This is a genomic window from Bacillus sp. EB106-08-02-XG196 (assembly GCF_013396335.1).
In the GTDB taxonomy this organism is placed as follows: Bacteria; Bacillota; Bacilli; order Bacillales; family Cytobacillaceae; genus Neobacillus.
Genome location: NZ_JABWSY010000004.1, coordinates 155640 through 172460, shown reverse-complemented (window position 1 = coordinate 172460; position 16821 = coordinate 155640). Strand labels below are relative to the sequence as shown.

The window sequence follows — 16821 nt, the reverse complement described above, 5'->3', positions numbered from 1 at the left end:
TGAATTTTAAAAAGTATGGGCTAAATCTTTCGCCCGCGCGATGGCGTTTTCTTTGATTTCCTGCGCTTTGTCAGGCATTGCGTTATGCCCTTCAATAAATAAACCTTCGAAAGATGGGACCCCGTAGAATTGCATCATAATATCCAGGTAGCGGTGACCCATCTCCATTGCTGCAGCAGGTCCTTCGGAATAGATTCCACCGCGGGCTTGGATATGAAGAGCTTTCTTATCTGTTAAAAGGCCAATCGGACCTTTTTCGGTGTATTTGAAGGTTTTGCCTGCTACTGATACCGCATCCAGATAGGCCTTCATAACAGGTGGAAAGGAAAAGTTCCATAATGGAGTGACAAATATATATTTATCAGCAGAAATAAATTGCTCACTAAGCTCCGAAAGCCGGCCGACTTTTGCCTTTTCTTCTGCGGAAAGCTCATTAAAATCCGTTCCTGACCGGAGCTTCCCCCAGCCGCTGAAGACATCAACATCAATATGTGGAACATCTACTTTGTATAGATCAACATCAATAATTTCATGATCAGGATTTACGTCTTTATAGGTATCAAGAAATGCTTTACCTACTGCCATACTATAGGACTGAGTATCATCATGAGGATGAGCTGTTATGTACAATACTTTTGTCATTTTCGTATCGATCCTTTCTGTATCAAGCATGCATTCTAGTTTGTGCAATGAATGTAAATATATGCAGATACAAAACAGGTATAAACCAAAATAAAAGGAATTTGCGTTTTGGCAAACTCCTTTTATTTTTTAGTTATTATTTTCGCTGATGTAAGGGTTTCCGCTAATGTTCGCACGCATTTCGTCAGTTAATGTAAATTGCTCATTTACTGTTGAATTACTAGCAGAAGTTTCATTGTTTTGAATACTTCCATCATAATGAATTGGTTTATTTGTCATAGGTAAATTCACCTCCATACTGTAGTGTATACTTAATTCTACTATTTATTTATCATGATTAATAGGTAATTTATAATATTCTAAATGTTATTTTTACTGGTAACTATTTACTAGATAAGTGTTAGTATTTGGTATATTATTTTCCTTATTTAACCTTTCTTCTTAATTTATGATAAAATTTTTAAAAAAAGGAGTCGGATCATCATGAAATTAATTGACCTCCATTGTGATGCATTACTTAAACTTTCAGAAGGAAAAGGCTCGCTTCGTTTTGCAAATGCAAAAGAATTGCAGACGAATAAAATGAGGCTGCATAAAGGGCAAGTCAAGGTTCAGTGCTTTGCCATTTTTATTGAGCCAGACATTCCTTCTGACCAGAAATTTCAAGAAGCACTCGTACAAATCGATTATTTTTACAAGGAAGTAATCGGGAAAAACCAAGATATGGTCCACATTAAAGAATGGTCTGATTTTGAAAGAATTAATATCGGCCAAATTGGTGCCATGCTAACCCTTGAAGGTGTGGATGCCATCGGCAACGATCTAACGAAGCTCAATATCCTTCATCAACTGGGGGTTCGTTCGATTGGTTTGACATGGAATAATGCGAATTTAGCAGCAGATGGTGCAGGCGAACCTCGTGGCGGCGGGCTTACGCTTTTTGGGAAAGAGATTGTGCAGTTTAATAATGAACACCAAATCCTGACAGATATCTCTCATCTGAGCGACAAGGGAATTTGGGAGGTTATTGAATTAGCAAAGTATCCAATTGCAAGCCACTCTAATTCACGCACGCTTTGTAATCACCTTCGTAATTTAACAGACGAACAGGCAACAGCGATGTTTAAAAGGAACGCTATGATCCATGTTGTTTATTTTCCTCCATTTATAAAAAGAGCAGGAGAGGTAACGATTTCTGATCTAGTAAAGCATATTGATCATTTCTGCTCATTAGGTGGTGTGAGCCATATTGGATTAGGGTCCGATTTTGATGGGATAGGGACATTTATTACTAATTTAGAGGACGCTTCGAAATCACAAAATCTCATTAATGAATTATTAAAGCATTTTAAAGAGGATGAGGTGAGAGGTTTTGCTTATCAAAACTTTCTCAACCATCGGCCAGGAGTGTTAGGATGAAAGTTAGACAAACAGGAATAAGTGTTGGCATGCTGCCAACAGGTCCCAAAAATTGTATTACCGATGTTGAGGGTTTAATGGTTGGACATGTAACGCTTGATTATCCTTTGGATGAATCCGGAAACGAATATGCCTGCACAGGAGTTACGGCGATAATCCCTCACAAAGGCAATGTATTTAAACAGAAGGTAACAGCTGCGAGCTATGTGATTAATGGTTTTGGAAAAACCACCGGGCTTGTTCAAGTAAATGAATTAGGACAGTTAGAATCACCCATTATGCTGACAAATACGTTTGGAGTGCCTGCAGTTACTCAAGGAACGCTAGAATACATGCTGGCTGAGAATCCTGAAATTGGAGAAACAACAGGTACCATTAACATTGTGGTTGGAGAATGCAATGATAGTTACTTAAATTCAATTAGGAAATTTCCAGTTAAACCAGACCATGCAATTGAAGCAATTAGAAATGCCTCAGACCATCAGGCTGAGGAAGGCGCTGTTGGTGCTGGTAAAGGGATGGTTTGCTTTGGTTATAAAGGCGGGATTGGTACGTCTTCGCGTACCATTGGAGAATATATGATTGGCTGCTTAGTCCTGAGTAACTTTGGTAAAAAGGAAGAACTACAAAAATACAGTTATTCAAAAATGGAAGGACTTTCAGATACTGCTGATGGCTCCATTATCATTGTGCTTGCCACGGATGCTCCACTAAGTGACAGGCAGCTATTGCGTGTATCCAAGCGCTGCGGAATTGGCCTCGGCAGAACAGGCAGTCATTTCAGTCATGGCAGCGGGGATATCGTCATCGCCTTTTCGACAGCTCATAAATCAGAACATTTTTCTGAAGAATCGATGGAACAAAGGACTCAACTTCGCGAGGATCACCCTCTGATGAATCAGCTATTCACCGGGGCGGCAGAAGCAGCAGAGGAAGCGATTCTTAACTCACTTTCACAGGCAGTCACCACAAAAGGAAGAGCGGGAAGAGTTGTAAATAATATTACCTTTACGGGCGAGGAATGAATGATATGTACCTAACAATAAAAGAAACAGCAGAATACTTATCCATGTCAGAATCAAAAATAGAAGACCTAATCAAACAAAAAAAAATCCGCGCCATCCATGACGGAGAAGGATGGATTATCAACAAAGAACAATTCAATACCCACCTAAAACAAATCGAAAAATACAAACACCTAGTCGAAGAAATCCTAAGCGAACCCATCCCCGAAGACCACGATATAAAAGATGAGGACTAACTTAGAATCATTATAATATGGTGCCAATATGGTGCCTGTCACCGTCCGTGGACAGTGTCCACCTGGTATGGACACTTGCTCAAAATCGCAATAAGGAGGGGCTTCTAATGGGGGATATTTTCTTGAAGAGGGTTTATGAACCGTATGATGAGTCAGATGGCTTTCGGATTTTAGTGGATCGATTGTGGCCTCGTGGAATCTCGAAGGAGGCTGCTAGGTTGACGGCTTGGCAGAAGGAGGTGGCTCCCAGTCCTGAACTTCGTAAGTGGTTCTGCCACAAACCCGAGTTGTTTGATGAGTTTCAAACGAAATACATAGAGGAATTACGTACGGATGAACAGAAGCTAAGGATGATAGATGAATTAATTCATCTGACTTCAGAGGGGAATATTACTCTCCTATATGGGGCAAAGGATCCTGTCTATAATCATGCAATCGTTTTAGAAGGAGAGCTAAAGAGAATAATAAATCATATTGAAACAAAAGAATTTGACACCTAGGGGTTTTTTTATGAGAAATTATCTCTTTCTATTCTGTGTTATTTTAATCCTGTTTGGAACTTATACTGGGAACCCAGGTTCTTCAGCGAGTACAAAGGTGACTAACTTAGTAGCCATCGGTGATTCCATCACACATGGAGTCGGGGACCCTGAAAAAAAGGGGTATATAGAAGGTGTTAAAGTAAAATTGGAAGAAATAAAGAAAGCTCCTGTTCATGTGAGTAACTTTGCGGTACCAAGGTATACCACCGATAACATTCTCGAACAACTGCAGGATAAAAAAATGAACCTGCAATTAAAAAAGGCAGAATATATTATTCTGTTCATTGGAACGAATGATTTTAGAAAGAGTGCTCAGCATCAATTTAATCCACTTAATAGTAAACTGATAAATGAAGGAAAAGTTAAATTCACAACAAATCTTCATAAAATCCTAGAACACCTTAGAATAGAAAATTCGGCTGCTCCTATTTTTGTTTTAGGATTATATCAACCTTATGTAAACTATCCAAATCATCAGCAGATTCTACGAACCATAGAACGGTGGAACGACAAGATAGCCATTGTGGCTAATAATTTTGATCATGTCTACTTTGTTCCAACGTTAGATTTATTTCAAAATAGAACAAAAAGTAATTATTTCAGTGATTCCTTACATCCCAATCCGGCTGGATATCAACTAATTGCTGAGCGAGTGTCAGACAAAGTATTAAAAGAACTTAGTATTAAATAATCATCCAATTAGAAAACATAGTGTAATACTGCTATGAACCAAGGAAAAGGAGCATTTAGAATGATAACACTAAACGAAAAACCCGTTGTAAAAGCAGAAATGCTTATTCGCAGTTCAGTTGAGGAAGTATATGAAGCTTTTATAAACCCAGAAATCACTACAAAGTTCTGGTTCACTAAAAGCAGCGGAAGATTAGAAGAAGGTAAAACGATCAGGTGGGACTGGGAGATGTATGGTGTTGGGGATGAATTATATGTTAAGGAATTAGTCCAAAGCAAATTAATAAGGATAGAGTGGACTGACGGAACCCAGGTTGAGTGGCTTTTTACTCCCCGAGTAGACAATCAAACCTTTGTTTCAATTACAAACTCTGGATTTTCTGGAAGTGGAGATGAAATGGTTAGCCAAGCCATTGACTCAATGGGAGGATACATAATGGTACTCTCTGGATTAAAAGCGTATCTAGAGCACAACATTCAATTAAATCTTGTAGCCGACAAGGCACCGGATGCCAACATAAATTGGTAAGAGTTGTAAGGAAGCTGAAAATTTCGCACTTTCCTCTGATAAAGAAGTGAAGAAAAAGTAGGTATAATTTCCTATCCTTTTAAGCATTATAAAAGATGTTGCTAGCCCAACATACATAATAAGGAGGAAATACAAATAATGACCAATAAAAATAACAATCGTAACCAACCTCATACTGGTGGAAGCAAAGCTGATACAGAATTTGGTGCGGAACAAGGATTAAGTAAGAAAGCAAGGAAACAAGCTGCTAGAGATAACAAAAAAAACTCCTAATTCAAAGAAAAAACGCCTCACAAGGGGGGCGTTTTTTCAATTTTATATAACAAAGTAAAACACACATAAGAAGTGAGACAAACTCCCAAGCATGATAAAAATGTGAAAAATCTCATGAAAGCCCATGTATTTAGATTGAAGGAATTTTGGCTTTGCCCCGTAAATAACTCCACCGATGGTATAAAAAATACCTCCAAGAACTAATAAAAATAACCCCAGCCTATCCATGCTCCCTGCTAATGGCGAGAAAACAAATACAATCATCCAGCCCATAACAAGATACAATGCAGTAGAAATCCAGCGTGGACAATTAAACCATACCATTTTAAAAACAACCCCGCTTATAGCTACCGCCGCAATAATCGAAAATAAAATATTGCCAGTTGTTCCATTTAAACTGATAAAGCAAAAAGGCGTATAGGTGCCGGCAATTAAAATAAAAATCATCGAATGATCGAGCCGCCTTAAAAAAGCAATCACATGATCTCTAGCTATTACCATATGGTAGGTGGCCGAAGCAGAATAAAGAAGAATCATGCTGACTCCGAAAATGATGACAGCAGTAATGGCCATCGTTGACGAGGTTGTACTCGACACTTTGATTACCATTGCAAGAAGCCCTACAAACGATAACAGCGCCCCAGTTAAATGGGTTAGTCCATTAATTGGTTCCCGAATAAAATTACTCACAAAATCCCTCCTGATTACAACATGTAGTTTTAATAACTACTTATAATGATACTCGTAAAACAATAGCTAGTCAACGGATAATTGTTACGATATAATGTTAATCAGAGAACACGATGAACGGAGTTTTTTATGGAAAAAATTAATGAAATTCTCGAGGGCCTTGGGCTGGAGTCCAATCTTAAACTAGATGAAATACCGAATATTGATTTATACATGGATCAGGTGATTCAGTTATTCGAGAATAAATTTGCAGATTCAAAACGGAATGACGAGGAAAAGATTCTTACGAAAACAATGATCAATAACTATGCAAAAGGGAAGCTTATTTTTCCGATTAAAAATAAGAAGTATTCAAAAGAGCATTTGATTTTGATGAGTTTAATCTATCAATTAAAAGGGGCTCTTTCTATTAATGATATTCAGACAACACTTGATGGGATAAATAAAAGGATTATCAAAGAGGATATAGAGATAGATTCTTTTTACAAAAGTTATTTAAACCTCTCGCAAAGAAATGTGGCTGATTTTAATGAGGAGATTAATGAACGGATAAAGGATGTCAATGAAGAAGTATCGAAAATGGAAGATCGAAACGCTCCATACCTCGAGCAGGTACTTATGATTTCTTCACTCGTTCACATGAGTAATTTATACCGAAAAGTAGCAGAAAAACTGGTTGACGAGATTGTAGTTGAAAAAGAGGGAAAGCGTCATAAATGATTTGACGCTTTTTCTTGTTCATTTATTTGTTTTATCTGAATATCTTCTACATCTATACCAATATCAATTGCCTCTGAAGCAGATGCACAAACCTCAACATTATTTATAGAGACAGAATCAGCCCGATTTTCTCCCCCATAAACCTTAATATCTGCACTTGCACGATTAAACTCCTTGATTGAAATATTGTTTAGCACCACATTCCTAGCACGGTACTGAACGGCGATAACTGGGTTGCTCTTATAATCGTAATCAGGGTCGCCAATCAATGTAAAATGGTTGATCACGACATTTTTATAGGCAGACACAACAATTCCACGTGGGGTAGAATCTTTATATAATTCAGTAAAAACAGGCTTTATGGCTGCAAGATTTATAGCACAAATATTGTAAGCCGATTTTGATTCGGTATCTGTACTTTTGTGGTGTCCGATATGGCGGAAATTATAGGACCGATTATCGTTTACAGAGATATGACCAACGATTTGTATATTTGAGGCTGCTGACGAATTCTGATGGGCTTTTACTTCAATACCTCCAAAGCATCTGGCCGAAGAATTATTAACCAAAAGCACATTCCTTGACCCATCATCGACTTCAAACCCATTAGAATTTGAAAAACCCTTCTGATGGGCACGACCGCTCGGGTCACACATATGTGAATTTGAAATAAAAATATAGTCGCTATGATGTGTCGTTATCCCGTCATCTCCAAAACCATAACCAGTTAGATTATCGACCCAAACATATTTGCTGCCGCCTTTGGCACGAAATCCATCTCCAGCATAATTGTAGAGAGTTGAGGAAATATCAAAGCAATGGAGTCCAGGATTAATCGCTTCAACATCCTTCACCCAGCCATAGGTAACATTCGCATAGGTTAAACAACTTGAATGATTGCCCCAAGTACTTGTCTTTTTAGCATCCCCAAGCCTTTCGACATTCCAATCTAGACTCATTCCCTGGACAAATAAATGATGATTTCCTCTCCAATGGTTGGCGTTGGTAATTATTCGAGTCCCTTTAGGAGCTGTGTCATGCAGTTTAATCGTTGTTTTGCCTTTTCCAGCCCCAACGAGATAGGTCCAAGATGGCAAAACAATTCCTTTCGTAATAAATATGCCTTCAGGAACGTTTACTTTAACGAATCCCTTTCCAACCGCACTTATAAAAGCGGCTGTGTTATCTGTTTTTCCGTCTCCAACTCCGCCATAATCCTCAATATTTACTTCCCTGGTAATTCTACTCATTAAGCTTTCGTACTCGTTATCCAGTTTCGGCTTCCATTCAGGATATACATTTTCTTTAGAATCGACGTAAATCTGTGTAGGCTCCAAAATGCTATTTGGCCTGGCAAATAATCGAAACAATCCCTCTTCGATCTTTTTCGAAAAAGGAACTGTGATTGGTGGCTTGTTGTATTGAGGTACAGGCTTATTCTCAAGGCATTGATGAAATAGCTTTTCTGTCTCTGTTATGGCTTTTTCTATATCAAGATGTTTTCCGGTAATCTCTGAAATCAGTTCTCCATTTTCTCTCGGGTCATGGAATTTATCAAAACTCAGCATTTTTTTTCACTCCAAGCTGAAAAGCTTTATACCACTATTATTGCCGATTATCTGGAAAAGCTCTAGTAAGAGGAACAAGTACTAGTTGATATTTCATTGAACTCAAAAAGGAGCTGTTTGCAACATCAAGACGGCTCCTTCTCTTTGGAATTTAAATATAAAAACCTGCAGCTAACATCCCCATAGGAAAGCATCCTGCAATGCAAAGCCTAGACATACTAACCTTTCCATATAGGGTTATCGTTCCGATTTTATGGTCCCAAGTGGACATTCCACGACCCTTTAGGTCCCGATAGGAAAAAAAGAAGCAAATAAAATTTAATATAGGGATACCGAATCCCATACCAGCAGCACTAACAAAAAGGCTGCGCTTGATGGCGGTTTTGAAATTGAGTTTTTCACCATTCAAGCTTTTAATCTTAGTATTTAAGAAAGCCCTTCCAAAAGTATTCCCGAAAATAGCAATAATGGCTGGTTCAACAATAATCCAGAGAATTAAACTTATGATAAATATATATAAATTTGAGAATTCTGCGACGAACGTTGGAAAGAGAATAGACACAAAGAGAATGATAATTATTGAAAATAAGGAAAGGTCGAAAAATCTAGCAAGGTATCGTACGTAAGGTCTTCCATTGGGAAATGTTGCTTCTTCATATTCTTTTTTTGTTTTAAACTTATCTGGGAGTAGGTGAATTCTAGTGGATTCAAAAATACTATCTGTAAAAATATCAAGACTTTTTGCCATTTGCCAGCTGCTCATTGATTTGTTCCAGACAAAGGTGTCACCTGTTAGGACTCTTTGTTCTATCAACTTTTTTAATTCAAATAAACAGATGGGTCCTTGCTGCTGAGAATCTTTAATAAAAAACCAAACATTTTCCTTATTTGATTCCATTACATCGCCCCCAATTAGGTAAATTATACCACGTGCGGTAATTGACCTTTTTTGTCGGTTTTGTGTATTTTGAATATTTATTTGCCTTTAACGTCAAAATACTAACATACGTTCGGAGGTGGATGAATTGGAAGAAAAGAATTATGAGAAAATTTATGATGAATACAAGCAGCAAAGTGAGCAGCAAGCGCAGTTAGAGGCAGCTCATGGCAATCCTGATGGAAAAGAGGAGTTTGTAGCCGTTAGGAAAAATGATGATGGGGATATCATTGCATTTAAAACAAGCAATGGCAGAGAGCTGGATTACATTACGGCTTTGACAGAAGCAAAATCAGGTCAGATAGCACATGTAGATGTTTTCCATAAGTACGGAAGAGATATCATTCGCAGCGAACCGGATGGAATTAAGGAAAACAATCTGGATCGACTTCCCCAATTTTAGTTTGGCAAAGGGAGTGGCACAAAGGGCCGCTCCCTTTTTCTTTTCATTAGAAAAAGGTTTTTTACCATTTCAATGGAATATAAATAGTAAAAAAGACTATTGTTAGGGGGAAACTAAGTGAAGCTTTTGAGACTGATAGGGGCGTTTTGCGGGATTGGAAGTCTTGTATTTTGTGGTTTTATTTTACTATTTAACCCTTATACCCATTCAAGCGCAGAGCCAGATGTCCTAACTTCGTTTGCTGTCATATACTTAGTTCCTGTTACGTTGGCTATTTACGCAAGCATTTCCTTAAAACCAAAACTGCTTATACTTTGTTCTATTTGGGCATTGCTACTCAGTTTGTATTGTTTAACCACTCCGAGTGTATTTAGATTTCTTGTTATTGGACCTATTCTATTATTTATTATAGGAATTAAAATGTTAAAAAATAAGAGAAGTAACTAGAGAAAAGGTGAGGGTTATGTTTTTTTTACTTCTAACTGGAATGATCATTTCTTTTGTGGTAGCAACTGCGTTTTTACTAAATGGTGAAATGGTATTTGGCATAATTGCTGCGACGATAGGTATTTTAATGCTGCTGTTTGTGCTTTTTTATTATGGAAGTAAGAAGCATCGTAAAAAGAAGAAGGATGATTGTACTCCAGACTGTCCAACATTTGATTGCGGTCCGGATTGTGACGGTAAATCAGATTGTGATGGAGGACCAGATTGTGACTGTGGACCAAATTGTAATTAGTCTGAAGCGGTTAACTGATATTGTACCTTGTCATCGAATGAAGTCCAGAAGTCTAACAATTAAAGGGCATACGCTGCCATTATGTGCACGGTGCACGGGTATCTTATTGGGGTATTTATTTTTCCCTTTATTATTTGTATTTGAATTAAATTTTCCACTTTGGCTGGGGATCGTATTAAATCTTCCCATGGTTTTGGATGGTTGGACCCAAAAAAAGAAACTTCGATTGAGTAATAATCCATTAAGGGTAACAACGGGAATCGTAAGTGGCTTAGGTCAGAGTATTATTATCGTTAGTATCAGCCAAGGTATTATTTCTCTTGTATTGTAACAGAAGTGCGCTATTATCCGTTTCATACTCGTCCCACAAAGCATAGTATAAAACAGGATGTTATGAAAGGGTGATGTTGTTTGTTGGACTCGTTATTTGAGTTTTTATCTCAGCTAATCTCAATGGTGTATCAATTTATCTTATACATTTTAGAAACACTTCAAAATATTTTATAAAAGGTCGAATGTGTGGCCTTTTTTTTGTTAAAGTAGAATTTAATCACTGGAATCTTTCTAAGAAGGAGGAGTCATCTTGCCTACAGCTTTAATAAGTATAGTAAAAGACATTCTTTCAAGGAATGTCTTTTTTGCTGTCAAAATATTTAATCAAGCTAAACCTTATTCCTGCTTCCTTAATTGAATCAGATATTTTTCCGAAAAATCCCTATGATTACTTTATCTTTCCCCCTTCTTTGTCCAAAACCAACAAAAGCACAGTCGTTTTATTGTTAATTAAGAACATTGTAGAGATATGTCACAAAATTGTAAGATTAATTTAAATATTAATACTTTTCGGAGGTTATTAAACGATGGAAGCGATTACGAGGGACTTTTTCTTATTTTTATCAAAAAACAATTTATTAAATAAATTTGCACAAAAACAAGGCGGCAGTTTTGCTGCTGGGAAAATTATTGGTGGTACGGATTTCCAAAGTTCAATTCGCTTTATTCGTGAATTAAATAAACAGGGATTATCCGTTACAGTCGATCATTTAGGAGAATTTGTTGATTCAGTTGATGTCGCCAATGAACGAACAGAGGAGTGTATACAGACAATCGAAATGATCAGCAATGAAAATCTTGATTCACAAGTGTCTGTGAAGATGACCTCTTTAGGCCTTGATATTGACCGTGAGCTTGTTGTTAAAAATATGACAAGAATTCTCGATACAGCTGAAAAACATAATATCATGGTAACAATTGATATGGAGGATGTGTCGCGCTGCCAGGCAACGATTGATCTATTTAAGCAATTCAGAAAAAAATACAGATGTGTCAGTACTGTTTTGCAAGCTTATTTATACCGAACAGAACAGGATTTGAAAGACCTTGGCTCTTATCAACCGTTTTTACGCCTTGTAAAAGGGGCATATAAAGAGTCATCTGAAGTGGCCTTTCCTGAAAAGAAGGATGTAGACGAGAATTATAAAAAACTAATCAAACAAAGCTTGCTAAGCGGTAACTATACCGCCATTGCTTCACATGATGATGCGATGATTGAATATACAAAAGAGATCGCTAAGCAACATAATATTCCAAATAATCAATTTGAATTCCAAATGCTTTATGGAATGAGAACTAAAACACAGTTAGAGTTAGCCAAACAAGGTTATAAATTTAGAGTCTACGTCCCATACGGCATGGATTGGTATGGCTACTTCATGAGAAGATTAGCCGAAAGACCAGCGAATATTTCCTTTGCTTTTAAAGGGATGGTCAAAAGCTAAATTTGCCTAATCTAATAGCCCGTATAAACAAACATAATGCGCCTTTAGTAATCAACGCAAAAAGGACAATACGAAATGATTAATTTATACATCTTACCTAAAAGGAGAGTAAAAAATAATGATTCCATACAAACATGAACCATTTACTGATTTTTCAAAAGAGGAAAACAAAAAGGCATATGAAGAAGCGCTCCAGCTTGTAGAAGGTTATTTAGGACAACACTATCCATTAGTCATTGGAAATGAAAAAGTAACAACTGATGGTAAAATTGTTTCATATAATCCTGCTGATAAACAAGAAGTAATTGGCAGTGTGTCAAAAGCAAATAAAGAACTTGCTGAAGAAGCAATGCAGGCTGCTGTTACTGCATTTGAAGCATGGAGAAAAACAAAACCAGAAATCCGTGCGGATGTTTTATTTAAAGCTTCAGCCATCATTCGCCGCCGCAAACATGAATTTTCAGCTCTTTTAACAAAAGAAGCAGGCAAGCCTTGGAATGAAGCAGATGCCGATACAGCAGAAGCAATCGATTTTCTAGAGTATTATGCACGTCAAATGCTGAAAATCAAAGATGGTGTTCCAGTTGAAAGCCGTCCAGGTGAATACAATCGCTACGATTATATTCCGCTAGGTGTAGGAATTATTATTTCCCCGTGGAACTTCCCGTTTGCGATTATGGCGGGAACAACTGTTGCCGCTATCGTTACTGGAAACACAGTCTTATTGAAACCAGCTTCTACAACACCAGTTGTGGCAGCAAAATTTGTGGAAGTAATGGAAGAAGCAGGCCTCCCAGCTGGAGTCTTAAACTTTGTACCTGGTAGTGGCGCTGAAGTCGGCGATTACCTCGTCGACCATCCGAAAACGCGTTTTATCTCTTTCACAGGTTCTCGTGATGTCGGACTTCGTATTTTTGAACGTGCATCGAAGCTTAATGACGGTCAGATCTGGATGAAGCGCGTTATCGCAGAAATGGGCGGAAAAGATACGATTGTTGTTGATCAAGAGGCAGACCTTGAATTAGCTGCCCAATCAATCGTTCAATCCGCTTTCGGTTTCTCGGGTCAAAAATGTTCAGCGTGTTCACGTGTGGTTATCGTAGAAAATGTCTATGAACAAGTGTTAAATCGCGCTGTACAATTAACAAAAGAACTGATTATAGGCAATCCAGTGGAAAATCATTTCATGGGTCCGGTAATCGACCAAGCGGCATTTGATAAGATTATGAGTTATGTGGAGATCGGCAAAGAAGAAGGCCGCATCCTCGCAGGTGGTGAAGGTGACAGCTCTAAAGGGTATTTCGTCCAACCTACAATTGTCGCGGATGTCGATCCGAACGCCCGCTTAATGCAGGAAGAAATTTTTGGTCCAATCGTCGCGTTCGCAAAAGCGAGAGATTTCGATCATGCACTTGAAATTGCCAACAACACAGAATACGGACTAACAGGTGCAGTTATTACAACAAATCGTGCGAACATGGCTAAAGCCCGTGAAGACTTCCATGTCGGAAACCTCTACTTTAACCGAGGCTGTACAGGTGCCATTGTAGGTTACCAGCCGTTCGGAGGCTTTAACATGTCAGGAACCGACTCTAAAGCAGGCGGGCCGGATTACTTACAACTTCATATGCAAGCAAAAACTACTTCTGAAATGTACTAAGGAAAAAACGCTTCTATTTTCTAATATCAGAAAACAGAAGCGTTTTATTTTATTAAAATAGTATTAATGTTAATAATAAAAAAGATTTAGAAAGGGGTTTTACTATGTCCAATGAAATGTATCAATTATTAGCAATTATTATTTACATGGGTGCTATGGTTTTCATCGGTTGGTATGCATTTAAACGTACATCCAACCTGACGGACTTCATGCTTGGCGGACGTTCACTTGGTCCGGCAGTTACGGCTCTCAGTGCTGGTGCTGCAGATATGTCGGGATGGTTACTCATGGGTCTACCGGGTGCAATCTATTTGAGTGGTCTTGCTGAAATTTGGATTGCAATTGGGCTGACGGCTGGTGCGTATTTTAACTATGTTCTCGTTGCACCACGTCTTCGTGTCTATACGCAAGTGTCGAATGATTCCATTACGATTCCTAGTTACTTGGAAAGCCGCCTGAAAGATAAATCACGTCTTTTACGTATTGCTTCAGGTATCATTATTCTTATTTTCTTTACTTTTTACGTATCTTCTGGAATGGTTGCAGGCGGGAAGTTTTTCCTGAGCTCTTTCGGTCTTGACTATCACGCTGGTCTTTTGATCGTATCTGCTGTCGTTATTTTCTATACTTTGTTTGGTGGGTTTTTGGCTGTAAGTTATACGGATGTTGTCCAAGGGATTATTATGTTTCTCGCACTTCTACTTGTACCGATTGCTGGGGTCTTTCTTACAGGTGGTCTTACGGAAACAGCAACAAGCATTCGGGAAGTTAATCCGCAATTGTTGAACTTTGTTTCCGGTGCTTCCTTCCTCGGGATTTTGTCAGCGGTTGCATGGGGGCTTGGCTATTTTGGTCAACCGCATATTATTGTCCGTTTCATGGCGATCAGTTCGGTTAAAGAAGTGAAAAGCGCACGACGCATCGGAATCGGATGGATGTTCCTCAGCCTTTTTGGAGCTGTTGCAACGGCTCTTGTCGGGGTTGCCTATTATCAGCAAAATAATGCAACACTCGCTGATCCAGAAACTGTGTTTATTGTCCTCGGGCAGATTATCTTTCATCCGTTTATTGCGGGAATTATGCTTGCAGCTGTACTTGCAGCTGTTATGAGTACGATTTCTTCACAGCTGATTGTCACATCATCAGCGCTTATTGAAGACTTGTATAAAGCGGTTATTAAGACAGATGCCTCTGATAAACAATACGTATTTTTAGGAAGAATGGCCGTCCTAATCGTTTCGGTTATTGCAATGGCGCTCGCTTGGCCAAATAACGAGTCTGTTTTAAAAATCGTATCGTTTGCTTGGGCAGGGTTCGGTGCCTCATTCGGCCCTATTATCTTACTTTCCCTATACTGGAGGAAGATTACGACTAAGGGTGCCCTTTTGGGAATGGTCGCAGGTGCGATCACCGTCATGATTTGGGGTAACGTTGATTCATTGACAGGCACGCTTTATGAAATTGTTCCCGGTTTCATTATCTGTTGGATTGTTACGTACTTTGTAAGTATCGCGACGTATCAACCGAATGCCGAAATTGATAGGGAATTCACAGAAACACTTGAAATTCTAAAAAAAGAAAGTTGATTGAAAAGCCCGCAGTTTATGCTGCGGGCTATTCCCCTATTTGAAAAAAACATTATGTACAATCGTCTCTAATGAATGTATGCTAATGGATAACTATCATTTTTTTAGTAATAATTATTTAACTAAAAAGAATAGGAGGAGCTGTATGAGTCAGCCGTTGGAAAAAATACTATCTTTGACAGATATAGACGAAATTACCGATATGGTCAGCGCCTATTTAAAAAAGCCAATAGTAATCGAGAGTGATCAGTTTTCCTTGTTGTCCTACAGCTCGTATTATATCGACCAATTTGATCAAGCAAATCAACAAACAATCTTTACGAAGCGATGGCCAATCAGCATTTTAGAAAAATTTATGGATGAAGGAATCGTTGAACAGTTAAAAAGCATCCCTAAGCCATTCCGTATTAAGCAATTTCAAAGTATTGGTCTTAATCAGCGTGTAGTTGTAAGTGCAAAATATAAAGAAATCATTTTCGGATATATCTGGGTTCAAGAAACAAATACGCTGCTGACAGATAATGAGCTTAATTTCTTGCATGAAGTATCTTTTCATATCGGAAAGCTTCTTTATCAAAAGAACCAGTTAAAGCTTGGTAAAGATGAAGAAAAAAATCAATTTTATAAGAAAATAATCGAGAAAACCTATCAAACGGAAAACCAAATAAAATGGGAAGCCGCAAATATTAAGGTAATTATTCCAGATGCTTTTATTATTAATGTTTTTACAGTGGCTCAAAACGATGAAGATATATTTGGTGAGCTCACGGAGACAGTTCGGCTGTTTGCTAATGCTCTAAACCGACCGACCCACCTCTTCACAGATCAACTGAAGATCATTGTCATCATCGGAAGCACATCGAAGGATTCAGGACGATTGTCTGAAAGCGCCAATGAACTAACGCACACAGTATTAAGCCAATTTAAAAATCAAAAAGTTTTTTCCGGAATCGGCAATGCATATTTATCTATCCTTCAGCTTAGTAAAAGCTATGCTGAAGCACTGGAAGTAATTAATGCTGCGAAATACATCGGCTCTCCTATACTATTAACTTTTGAATATAAAAAGCTCGGAGTCTTTCGTTACCTTGAAACGATTTATCGGCATCAAAGTGAGACAAGTTATATTAATGAAGATTTACTAATCCTGCAAAAGAAAGATCTGGAAAGCCAAACAAATTTGCTAAAAACATTAGAAGTTTTTTTATTAAATAACTGCAGGCTTAAGCCGACAGCAGATCAACTTTTCGTCCATATCAATACATTGAAATATCGGGTCAATCAAATCACCGACTTAACTGCAATCGATTTTGACGATTTTAATACAAGATGTCACCTGTTTATTGATTTGCAGCTAATGAAGCGTGAAAAATGATTATTTAAA

At 38.0% G+C, this 16821-nt stretch carries 21 protein-coding genes; 16 read left to right on the top strand and 5 right to left on the bottom strand.

Going from position 1 to position 16821, the window contains the following annotated elements:
- Window positions 1-6 precede the first annotated feature (6 nt).
- Window positions 7-642 (bottom strand): FMN-dependent NADH-azoreductase, encoded by a 636-nt coding sequence (locus MLOOGBEN_RS08265; RefSeq protein ID WP_179157780.1) that lies wholly within the window; start codon window positions 640-642, stop codon window positions 7-9.
- A gap of 129 nt (window positions 643-771) precedes the next feature.
- Entirely contained in the window at window positions 772-921 is a 150-nt protein-coding gene (locus tag MLOOGBEN_RS08260) for a hypothetical protein (protein WP_179157779.1), read from the bottom strand.
- A 204-nt stretch (window positions 922-1125) separates the two neighbouring features.
- Here MLOOGBEN_RS08260 and MLOOGBEN_RS08255 point away from each other — a divergent pair, with 204 nt between their 5' ends.
- The 7 genes from MLOOGBEN_RS08255 to MLOOGBEN_RS29140 all read left to right on the top strand — a co-directional run bounded on the left by MLOOGBEN_RS08255 (window position 1126) and on the right by MLOOGBEN_RS29140 (window position 5356).
- Complete coding sequence (locus MLOOGBEN_RS08255) at window positions 1126-2061, top strand: dipeptidase (protein ID WP_179157778.1); 936 nt, start codon at window positions 1126-1128, stop codon at window positions 2059-2061.
- A complete protein-coding gene (locus MLOOGBEN_RS08250) occupies window positions 2058-3086 on the top strand; it encodes a DmpA family aminopeptidase (RefSeq protein ID WP_179157777.1) in 1029 nt (342 codons plus the stop codon). The genes MLOOGBEN_RS08255 and MLOOGBEN_RS08250 overlap by 4 nt, the downstream gene beginning before the upstream one ends.
- Before the next feature lie 5 nt (window positions 3087-3091).
- Entirely contained in the window at window positions 3092-3322 is a 231-nt protein-coding gene (locus tag MLOOGBEN_RS08245) for an excisionase family DNA-binding protein (RefSeq protein WP_179157776.1), read from the top strand.
- A gap of 107 nt (window positions 3323-3429) precedes the next feature.
- Window positions 3430-3822: a DUF488 domain-containing protein gene (locus tag MLOOGBEN_RS08240; protein WP_179157775.1), complete on the top strand. Its 393-nt coding sequence runs from the start codon at window positions 3430-3432 to the stop codon at window positions 3820-3822.
- 10 nt (window positions 3823-3832) lie between these two features.
- Window positions 3833-4555 carry a GDSL-type esterase/lipase family protein gene (locus tag MLOOGBEN_RS08235; RefSeq protein ID WP_179157774.1) on the top strand — a complete coding sequence of 241 codons (723 nt, stop codon included), beginning with the start codon at window positions 3833-3835 and terminating at the stop codon, window positions 4553-4555.
- Window positions 4556-4615: 60 nt separating this feature from the next.
- Window positions 4616-5083: an SRPBCC family protein gene (locus tag MLOOGBEN_RS08230; protein ID WP_179157773.1), complete on the top strand. Its 468-nt coding sequence runs from the start codon at window positions 4616-4618 to the stop codon at window positions 5081-5083.
- A gap of 138 nt (window positions 5084-5221) precedes the next feature.
- Window positions 5222-5356 (top strand): hypothetical protein, encoded by a 135-nt coding sequence (locus MLOOGBEN_RS29140; protein ID WP_256988982.1) that lies wholly within the window; start codon window positions 5222-5224, stop codon window positions 5354-5356.
- Window positions 5357-5398: 42 nt separating this feature from the next.
- Here MLOOGBEN_RS29140 and trhA read toward each other — a convergent pair whose 3' ends face one another.
- Window positions 5399-6046: a PAQR family membrane homeostasis protein TrhA gene (gene trhA / locus MLOOGBEN_RS08225; RefSeq protein WP_179157772.1), complete on the bottom strand. Its 648-nt coding sequence runs from the start codon at window positions 6044-6046 to the stop codon at window positions 5399-5401.
- Between the two features lie 129 nt (window positions 6047-6175).
- Here trhA and MLOOGBEN_RS08220 point away from each other — a divergent pair, with 129 nt between their 5' ends.
- A complete protein-coding gene (locus tag MLOOGBEN_RS08220; RefSeq protein ID WP_179157771.1) occupies window positions 6176-6766 on the top strand; it encodes a DUF1836 domain-containing protein in 591 nt (196 codons plus the stop codon).
- Here the strand turns inward: MLOOGBEN_RS08220 and MLOOGBEN_RS08215 are convergent.
- Together MLOOGBEN_RS08215 and MLOOGBEN_RS08210 are read right to left on the bottom strand one after the other, a co-directional pair.
- A complete protein-coding gene (locus MLOOGBEN_RS08215) occupies window positions 6757-8334 on the bottom strand; it encodes a glycosyl hydrolase family 28-related protein (RefSeq protein ID WP_179157770.1) in 1578 nt (525 codons plus the stop codon). The two genes, MLOOGBEN_RS08220 and MLOOGBEN_RS08215, sit on opposite strands and share 10 nt — an antisense overlap.
- 151 nt (window positions 8335-8485) lie before the next feature.
- Complete coding sequence (locus MLOOGBEN_RS08210) at window positions 8486-9232, bottom strand: RDD family protein (protein WP_179157769.1); 747 nt, start codon at window positions 9230-9232, stop codon at window positions 8486-8488.
- 127 nt (window positions 9233-9359) lie between these two features.
- Here MLOOGBEN_RS08210 and MLOOGBEN_RS08205 point away from each other — a divergent pair, with 127 nt between their 5' ends.
- The 8 genes from MLOOGBEN_RS08205 to MLOOGBEN_RS08170 all read left to right on the top strand — a co-directional run bounded on the left by MLOOGBEN_RS08205 (window position 9360) and on the right by MLOOGBEN_RS08170 (window position 16812).
- A complete protein-coding gene (locus tag MLOOGBEN_RS08205) occupies window positions 9360-9674 on the top strand; it encodes a DUF3892 domain-containing protein (RefSeq protein ID WP_179157768.1) in 315 nt (104 codons plus the stop codon).
- 117 nt (window positions 9675-9791) lie between these two features.
- A complete protein-coding gene (locus tag MLOOGBEN_RS08200) occupies window positions 9792-10121 on the top strand; it encodes a hypothetical protein (RefSeq protein WP_179157767.1) in 330 nt (109 codons plus the stop codon).
- A gap of 16 nt (window positions 10122-10137) precedes the next feature.
- Complete coding sequence (locus MLOOGBEN_RS08195) at window positions 10138-10413, top strand: hypothetical protein (RefSeq protein ID WP_179157766.1); 276 nt, start codon at window positions 10138-10140, stop codon at window positions 10411-10413.
- Complete coding sequence (locus MLOOGBEN_RS08190) at window positions 10388-10744, top strand: DUF2085 domain-containing protein (RefSeq protein WP_179157765.1); 357 nt, start codon at window positions 10388-10390, stop codon at window positions 10742-10744. The genes MLOOGBEN_RS08195 and MLOOGBEN_RS08190 overlap by 26 nt, the downstream gene beginning before the upstream one ends.
- A 529-nt stretch (window positions 10745-11273) precedes the next feature.
- Entirely contained in the window at window positions 11274-12191 is a 918-nt protein-coding gene (locus MLOOGBEN_RS08185; RefSeq protein ID WP_179157764.1) for a proline dehydrogenase family protein, read from the top strand.
- A gap of 115 nt (window positions 12192-12306) precedes the next feature.
- On the top strand, window positions 12307-13851 hold the full coding sequence (gene pruA, locus MLOOGBEN_RS08180; protein WP_179157891.1) for an L-glutamate gamma-semialdehyde dehydrogenase: 1545 nt from the start codon (window positions 12307-12309) through the stop codon (window positions 13849-13851).
- A 104-nt stretch (window positions 13852-13955) separates the two neighbouring features.
- Entirely contained in the window at window positions 13956-15437 is a 1482-nt protein-coding gene (gene putP / locus MLOOGBEN_RS08175) for a sodium/proline symporter PutP (RefSeq protein WP_179157763.1), read from the top strand.
- Between the two features lie 145 nt (window positions 15438-15582).
- Window positions 15583-16812 (top strand): PucR family transcriptional regulator, encoded by a 1230-nt coding sequence (locus MLOOGBEN_RS08170; protein ID WP_179157762.1) that lies wholly within the window; start codon window positions 15583-15585, stop codon window positions 16810-16812.
- Window positions 16813-16821 lie beyond the last annotated feature (9 nt).

What these genes read in the sequence shown, in the direction of transcription:
- MLOOGBEN_RS08265 (WP_179157780.1), bottom strand. Translation starts at nt 642, where the DNA reads ATGACAAAAGTATTGTACATAACAGCTCATCCTCATGATGATACTCAG.
- MLOOGBEN_RS08260 (WP_179157779.1), bottom strand. Translation starts at nt 921, where the DNA reads ATGACAAATAAACCAATTCATTATGATGGAAGTATTCAAAACAATGAA.
- MLOOGBEN_RS08255 (WP_179157778.1), top strand. Translation starts at nt 1,126, where the DNA reads ATGAAATTAATTGACCTCCATTGTGATGCATTACTTAAACTTTCAGAA.
- MLOOGBEN_RS08250 (WP_179157777.1), top strand. Translation starts at nt 2,058, where the DNA reads ATGAAAGTTAGACAAACAGGAATAAGTGTTGGCATGCTGCCAACAGGT.
- MLOOGBEN_RS08245 (WP_179157776.1), top strand. Translation starts at nt 3,092, where the DNA reads ATGTACCTAACAATAAAAGAAACAGCAGAATACTTATCCATGTCAGAA.
- MLOOGBEN_RS08240 (WP_179157775.1), top strand. Translation starts at nt 3,430, where the DNA reads ATGGGGGATATTTTCTTGAAGAGGGTTTATGAACCGTATGATGAGTCA.
- MLOOGBEN_RS08235 (WP_179157774.1), top strand. Translation starts at nt 3,833, where the DNA reads ATGAGAAATTATCTCTTTCTATTCTGTGTTATTTTAATCCTGTTTGGA.
- MLOOGBEN_RS08230 (WP_179157773.1), top strand. Translation starts at nt 4,616, where the DNA reads ATGATAACACTAAACGAAAAACCCGTTGTAAAAGCAGAAATGCTTATT.
- MLOOGBEN_RS29140 (WP_256988982.1), top strand. Translation starts at nt 5,222, where the DNA reads ATGACCAATAAAAATAACAATCGTAACCAACCTCATACTGGTGGAAGC.
- MLOOGBEN_RS08220 (WP_179157771.1), top strand. Translation starts at nt 6,176, where the DNA reads ATGGAAAAAATTAATGAAATTCTCGAGGGCCTTGGGCTGGAGTCCAAT.
- MLOOGBEN_RS08215 (WP_179157770.1), bottom strand. Translation starts at nt 8,334, where the DNA reads ATGCTGAGTTTTGATAAATTCCATGACCCGAGAGAAAATGGAGAACTG.
- MLOOGBEN_RS08210 (WP_179157769.1), bottom strand. Translation starts at nt 9,232, where the DNA reads ATGGAATCAAATAAGGAAAATGTTTGGTTTTTTATTAAAGATTCTCAG.
- MLOOGBEN_RS08195 (WP_179157766.1), top strand. Translation starts at nt 10,138, where the DNA reads ATGTTTTTTTTACTTCTAACTGGAATGATCATTTCTTTTGTGGTAGCA.
- MLOOGBEN_RS08185 (WP_179157764.1), top strand. Translation starts at nt 11,274, where the DNA reads ATGGAAGCGATTACGAGGGACTTTTTCTTATTTTTATCAAAAAACAAT.
- putP (WP_179157763.1), top strand. Translation starts at nt 13,956, where the DNA reads ATGTCCAATGAAATGTATCAATTATTAGCAATTATTATTTACATGGGT.
- MLOOGBEN_RS08170 (WP_179157762.1), top strand. Translation starts at nt 15,583, where the DNA reads ATGAGTCAGCCGTTGGAAAAAATACTATCTTTGACAGATATAGACGAA.